At 37.7% G+C, this 6,147-nt stretch carries 8 protein-coding genes; 3 read left to right on the forward strand and 5 right to left on the reverse strand.

Annotated features, from left to right (window positions below):
• Nucleotides 1–29: 29 nt before the first annotated feature.
• Both BO48_RS16550 and BO48_RS16555 read right to left on the reverse strand, forming a co-directional pair.
• A complete protein-coding gene (locus tag BO48_RS16550) occupies nucleotides 30–1,544 on the reverse strand; it encodes an IS5 family transposase (RefSeq protein ID WP_496369210.1) in 1,515 nt (504 codons plus the stop codon).
• A 191-nt stretch (nucleotides 1,545–1,735) separates the two neighbouring features.
• Complete coding sequence (locus BO48_RS16555; protein ID WP_496369212.1) at nucleotides 1,736–2,566, reverse strand: dihydrodipicolinate synthase family protein; 831 nt, start codon at nucleotides 2,564–2,566, stop codon at nucleotides 1,736–1,738.
• A gap of 130 nt (nucleotides 2,567–2,696) precedes the next feature.
• On the opposite strand from BO48_RS16555, the gene BO48_RS16560 reads away from it, so the two are divergent.
• Entirely contained in the window at nucleotides 2,697–3,782 is a 1,086-nt protein-coding gene (locus BO48_RS16560) for an IS30 family transposase (protein WP_496369214.1), read from the forward strand.
• A 140-nt stretch (nucleotides 3,783–3,922) separates the two neighbouring features.
• Here BO48_RS16560 and BO48_RS16565 read toward each other — a convergent pair whose 3' ends face one another.
• The 3 genes from BO48_RS16565 to BO48_RS16575 are packed head-to-tail and all read right to left on the reverse strand — an operon-like array spanning nucleotide 3,923 to nucleotide 5,520.
• Nucleotides 3,923–4,528, reverse strand: coding sequence for an FMN-binding negative transcriptional regulator (locus tag BO48_RS16565; RefSeq protein ID WP_496369216.1), 606 nt, complete (start codon nucleotides 4,526–4,528; stop codon nucleotides 3,923–3,925).
• Nucleotides 4,529–4,541: 13 nt separating this feature from the next.
• Nucleotides 4,542–5,048, reverse strand: coding sequence for a GNAT family N-acetyltransferase (locus BO48_RS16570; protein ID WP_496369221.1), 507 nt, complete (start codon nucleotides 5,046–5,048; stop codon nucleotides 4,542–4,544).
• A 19-nt stretch (nucleotides 5,049–5,067) separates the two neighbouring features.
• A complete protein-coding gene (locus tag BO48_RS16575; protein ID WP_496369217.1) occupies nucleotides 5,068–5,520 on the reverse strand; it encodes a MarR family winged helix-turn-helix transcriptional regulator in 453 nt (150 codons plus the stop codon).
• A 92-nt stretch (nucleotides 5,521–5,612) separates the two neighbouring features.
• Between BO48_RS16575 and BO48_RS16580 the strand changes: the two genes are divergently transcribed.
• Both BO48_RS16580 and BO48_RS16585 read left to right on the forward strand, forming a co-directional pair.
• Entirely contained in the window at nucleotides 5,613–5,933 is a 321-nt protein-coding gene (locus BO48_RS16580) for an MFS transporter (RefSeq protein ID WP_496369219.1), read from the forward strand.
• Nucleotides 5,896–6,147: hypothetical protein (locus BO48_RS16585; RefSeq protein WP_496369223.1), on the forward strand; the 252-nt coding region annotated here is incomplete at its 3' end. The genes BO48_RS16580 and BO48_RS16585, both read left to right, overlap by 38 nt.

A 6,147-nucleotide genomic window follows, 5' to 3' on the forward strand; every position in this document is an offset into this window, starting at 1 on the left:
TTAGGGTTTACTGAACAACTCAAAGTTCATCAGTGAATCCCAGGATAAATCCTGGGATTCACTCGGACACAGGATGCGCAACGAAATAAAAAAGAGAAAAAAGTATCCCGGAGGACCTTTCCAAGGTTCATGACCAGGAAGTTGAGGGCGATGACGGTCTCACTGGTCTTCTGAAGGCATGCGGAAATACGGCCCAGCCCGTAGCGGCGCTTGCCTTCTCCAAATTTGCCTTCGATGGCATTGCGTTCTGAGGCATCCTGGTACTCGATGCGTTTTTGGTCGGCATTGATCTGTGCATCTTTGGCCGGTCGACCGAGTTTCGGCCCGCTCAGGCGAATGCCGAGGGTTTGACAGTATGTGCGGTTCTCCCGCGTGCGGTAGATGGTATCCGCCAATACAGCTTCCGGGTAATGGCCATAGCGCTGTTTGTACTGTTCCACCGAAGCCTGGAGCCCTTTTCCTTCGTGATAGGGGTGCCATGACAGCACATCCAGAAATGCATAGCCATCCACCAGACTGACCGACAATTTGGCGCCGAATTCGACCGGGGCATTCATCTTACCGCGGACGATCGGACGCACATGCGGCTGGCGGATACTGACGATGCGATCATCGATGCCGGCACGCTTTTCTTCAAACATTTTGCTTTGTTGGCGGTATAATGCCTGGATGACCAGAAGGTCGCGGTACTGTCTCGGGCTCAGGGCTGCCAGTCCGTTTTTGTCTGCGAGTGTGGTGACATGCTTCAAATTGCGGCCGACATATCCCAACTGTTGATGAATCGCTTTTCGAATCTTATCTATCCCTGGCCGGCGCTGTTTGGCGACCGCCAGGTATTGCTTACGCGCCTTTTTGCGGTATGTACGCGGTTTGGCCTGTTGGCCCACAAACGGGGCATGCAGGGTGTCAATCATCGCTTCCAGTTTTTCTCTGGCGGTATTCAACAGTCTCAGATCGGTCGGATATTGAATGTCGGCAGGGGCACATGTTGCATCCAGCATCAATTTGCCCTGGTTAGATTTCGTCTGCTTTGGCTGTGAACCGGTTGTGTCGTCAGCCGATGGGGGCGGTGGATTATGATGATCATCATCGCTTTCTGGCGTGTCGGTTGTGTCAGACGGTTCCGATGAAGACGATTCACGCTGCATCTGGACCATCCGTTCATTCAGAGTGTTGATGTATGCCGCATCGAACCGCTTGCGGAAATGAGTCATCGAAGAGTCATCGAACGGCGGCTCGTCCTTAAAAGCCTCGAGCCCGAGGAAATACTGCATATATGGATTCTCCGTCACAGTTTCGACGGTCTCTATATCACTGAGACCCAGTTTTTCTTTGATGATCAGCGCCCCAAGTGCAAGGCGGGCCGAATTCGCTTGGCTGCCCTGATTAGTGTCTCCGAGCTGTTTGATATATTCCGACTCGACTTCTGCCCAGGGAATGAGGGACGCCATACGAACCCAGCGGTTGTCAGCGTTCAGCTGGCCTTCGAACGGCAGGAAAAATTCATCCGGCATGATCATTTGGTTCTGATTGTGTGCATACATAAGGGGGACCTCCACAGATAATATTGGTTGGTTCCATGATAAATGACTTTGCACCTGATTTCGACAAAAATGGGTATAAACCCTTTAATATCAGGGAAATTTTAATATTCAGTAGCCCCTACTTACTTATTAGACATAAAAAAAGAGTGTGCAGAAAATGGTTATTTTCTGCACACTTCATCTAAAATATGTTAATTTCCTAAAGGCTTTCTAGCTATACCTAAAGAAATTTCATTTTTAATATTTAATATTATATTTCCGTTGTACAAATTATTAATTTTATCTTTTATATTTTTATGATTAATATCGCTATTTTTATTTAAAATAGATAATAACCACTCATTAACTTCTTTTGGATATACATTACCTGCAATAGAGGATAATCTGTTGTACCCACTCATTAATTTAGATTCTAAATTAAGTTCACCGCCTGCATAATAATATAACTGTTTTTTTATATTTTCTTTTAATATAGATAATTTAGATTCATTTCCAGGATCTTTTATACCAATAATATTATTATATTTACTTAAAGTAATAATGCTTTCTATTGATAAATCAAATCCTGTTCTACCTGGATTATTATATAAAATAATTGGTTTATTCACTCTTTTTATAATTGATTTAGTATACTCAACAGCTACTTTTTGAGATGGCAAAATATAAGGTGGATATCCTAACATAATTCCTGATATATTTGTTGTTTCTATTACTTCTGCAAGTTCTTCTGCATCTTTTTGCCGAATTGCTGCAACTCCAAATATAATTTCCATACTATTCACAATTTGACTATTATTAATTGCTTTTATTAAAGCTATTTTTTCGTCCACTTTTAAACTATGTTGTTCACCTGTTGTGCCACAAACTAAAACTGACTTTACCCCTTTATTATAAAGATGTTCTATATGGTTGATTGTACCTATAATATTTAATTCTTCATTATCATAAAATACAGTTGGAACAGCAACATGAAAATTTTGAGTAAGCATAATATTTTCTTCTCCTTCAATTATATTAATCAATAAAAACTTTAACTGCTAAATATTTTTGGTGGATTTTATAATGAACTTAGCCACCTTTGATACAAAAAACGCCATGTGAATTTCATGTTATATTGAAGTTAGCAGACTCTCAATAAAGGAATGAAATCACATGACGCAATTTCATGATAACACTGAATCCATCAAAGACAAACACCTCACCAAAGATGAACGGGCCCAAATCGAGGTGTTAAAGAAAGAAAAATACTCCAACCGTGCGATTGCCCGCCGTTTAAGACGCGCACCTCAAACGATTAATAACGAAATCCATCGCGGCACCGTTCGACAGATCACCCGCCAGAAACAGAATGGAAAGACATATGATTACGAGTATTATGTATATGACCCAGGCTACGCCCAAACCTGTTATGAAACCAATCGTCGCCATTCCGGCCGGCGACCGAAATGGAGCCAATCCAATGCATTTGTCGACTGGGCAGATGCACAGATGCTGGATCACCACTGGTCGCCGGATGCCGTCATTGGTGCTGCGAAACAACGGGAGCTGTTCCCCGCTGAACTGATGCCATGTACGACCACACTGTACAACTGGATTGACCGACATATCATGCGCACCAAGAACATCAATCTATCAGAGAAGCTGAGCCGCAATACAAAATCAAAAACGCGCAAGAACCGTGAACATAAACGTGATTTGGGGCCGTCCATCGCTGACCGGCCGGAAGCTGTCGAATCCCGGGAGACATTCGGTCACTGGGAAATCGACACAGTCATCGGTGCGAGACACAAGAATGATGCGGTGCTGCTGACACTGGCTGAGCGACAGACCCGGTTTGAAGTGCTTTTAAAAATTGATGGCAAAGAAGCACACCCCGTCACTGAGGCGATTGAATCACTCGTTGAACGCGCCGGTGACCATATGCCATCATTATTCAAGACCATCACGTCCGATAACGGTTCCGAGTTCAGTGAACTGCATGAAACATTGAAAACAGTCACAGATGTCTATTTTGCCCGGCCATTCGCTTCATATGAGCGGGGGACCAGCGAGAATCAGCACAAACTCATACGTCGGTTTATCCCGAAAGGTCAGTCCATTTCATCCATCAGTGACCGACAGATCCAGCGCATCCAACGATGGATGAATGACTATCCACGTAAAATCTTGGACTACGAGACACCCCATGAGCGTTTCGCCAAGGCAATGAACCAGACAAAGCAGGCGCAAAGTGCCTAATGTAGAATTTTTCGCCTCCCCTCGGGGAGGCGAAACCCAGCCTCAGAGGGCTTTCACAAACTCTGGTACAGGGTTAGACCCTGGTGGCTAACTTAAACTTGAAATTCAGGGCTAAATATTTTTAATAGATAAAGAATAATTTATAAATTTCTTTTCATTTCTTTTGATAAAATTTTATCTGTTAAATTATTGGAATCACTTAATTGACTGATAATCTTATTTTTTTCATTTTCGCTACGTTTTTGACTTAATTTGTAAGCTGCTAATATTTTATTCACCTTAATTTCAAAGCCTATAATGCCTTTAATTTGTTTTTTTGTTTTATCCGACATATTATCCCAGGTAGCACCATTTTCACGATGTTTTTCATATTTTTCTAATAAATGTTCTAAATCTACTATTAATTCATCTTCACTTAAAGTCTTTCCCTTACCATATATATGAACACTTTGATAATTCCAAGTTGGGACATCTTCTTGATCATACCAAGTTGATGATATATAACCATGTGCTCCTTGAAATATTACTAATATATTATTATCATCTATAGTTTCCACCTGCTGGTTGCCTTTTGCAAAATGACCAGAAATGTATAAATCATTGTTTTTCTCTGTTATCATCACAGGAATATGTGTAGCTATAGGGCTTCCATTTTCAGTAGACACTATAATAGCGAAGTTATTTTTCTCAATAAAACTTCTAATTTCTTGGTAATCATTAATTTGATAATATTTTGGAATATACATAGAATCCCCCTTTTTATAATTCTTTTAACATAATAAAATCAATTTGTTTCTCATCTCCCATATAAAATGTATGTTCATCAATTTTATAGAAACCTAATTTTTTATAAAATTGAATTGCATTTTCATTTTGTTCCCATACGCCTAACCATATATTTTTACACTCTAAATCTTTTGCTATTTTTATTGCTTGATCGTATAATTTCTTGCCTAATCCATGTTTTTGAAATTTCTTCAATATATAAATGCGTTCAATTTCTATATTGCTACCTTCAATTACTTCAGTCTGTGCATCATTTATATTTAATTTTAAATATCCAGCTAATTCTTCTTTAAAATAAATGAAATAAAAATATGAATTTGGATTGTTCAATTCGTCTACCATTCTTTTAGAAGTGAAGGTTGTTTTTAGGTATTCTTCAATATTTTCTTCTTTGTTTTGAGACCTAAAAGTTTCGTCAAACGTTTTTTTACCAATTTTTTTCAATTCTTCTGAATCAGATACATTACATACTCTAATCATCATTGTTCCTCCTATGTTTCTAATAGTTTCTTTTGTTGCCTTTTTTAACATAAAGCCAATCATTTGAGATATTATTTTTAACTTTGTTTAATAACACTACCAAAGTTGTAATTTCTGTTTCTGTTAAGCCTTCTAAAGCAACAGAATTAGAATGTTCATTCTCTCTTATTATAAAAGAATAAAGTTCTTGCCCCTTTTCTGTAGCATATAATAGTTTATTTTTCTTATTTTCTTTATCAGTTCTTTTTGTAATTATTCCATTTTGTTCCATATTTTTAATAGCTCGAGAGGCTGTTGCTCTATCAATTTTTAACATTTCTACTAACTGTTCTTGAATAATGCCTGGATTCTCACAAATTCTAACTAAATAAACAAATTGTCCTTTTGATAAATTGATAGCTTTAAATTCAATATTACTTATTGAATCTAAAGCTCTTGCAATGATTCCAATATCTCTTAATATGTCTGTCATTAACGTACCTCCATTTTATTGCAATTGCAACAAAAACAATATAATGATATTCTAACATAAATCAATTTAAAAAGTATAGAAGGATGAATTTTATGACAAAAACTAACTATAACAATATTTCATTTTATATAATTCTAAATGCTTTATTTTTATTTGCCTTTACTCAGTTTCTATTAATAAATGTATATCCAACTTTAATGAATGAATTTAATATTAATAGTAGTCAAATACAATTACTAACCACTTTGTTTTTATTTACAACTTTATTATTAATTCCTTTTAGTAGTTTTATCTCAAATCAATTTCAATCCAACACCTTAATTAATGTATCATTGGTATTTTTAATAATAGGCTTGAATTATTCATACTTCCCAGTTGAACCGTCAATTGCTTCAAAATTATATGATTCCTAATATTTTTCTATTTGCTTGGCAAAATCAAAGTGATTTTCTTGTTTTGAACAACATTTCAGAACGAATTTCTAAAACGGATCTGTTTTGGACAGACTACACCCTTGGTCTAACATCAGTGTTTAAAAAATGGATGCCTGCCGCATTCACTCCAGTTTCAGTCTCTGAATCCGCCGGAGTACCTGGTCGAAAAAATCCTTGTATACAAAACTGCTGG

This window comes from Lacicoccus kunmingensis DSM 17847 (genome assembly GCF_059568765.1).

Excerpts from the sequence above, each read along its gene's own strand:
- BO48_RS16580 (WP_496369219.1), top strand. The coding sequence starts at position 5,613 with ATGACAAAAACTAACTATAACAATATTTCATTTTATATAATTCTAAAT.
- BO48_RS16550 (WP_496369210.1), bottom strand. The coding sequence starts at position 1,544 with ATGTATGCACACAATCAGAACCAAATGATCATGCCGGATGAATTTTTC.
- BO48_RS16575 (WP_496369217.1), bottom strand. The coding sequence starts at position 5,520 with ATGACAGACATATTAAGAGATATTGGAATCATTGCAAGAGCTTTAGAT.
- BO48_RS16570 (WP_496369221.1), bottom strand. The coding sequence starts at position 5,048 with ATGATTAGAGTATGTAATGTATCTGATTCAGAAGAATTGAAAAAAATT.
- BO48_RS16560 (WP_496369214.1), top strand. The coding sequence starts at position 2,697 with ATGACGCAATTTCATGATAACACTGAATCCATCAAAGACAAACACCTC.
- BO48_RS16565 (WP_496369216.1), bottom strand. The coding sequence starts at position 4,528 with ATGTATATTCCAAAATATTATCAAATTAATGATTACCAAGAAATTAGA.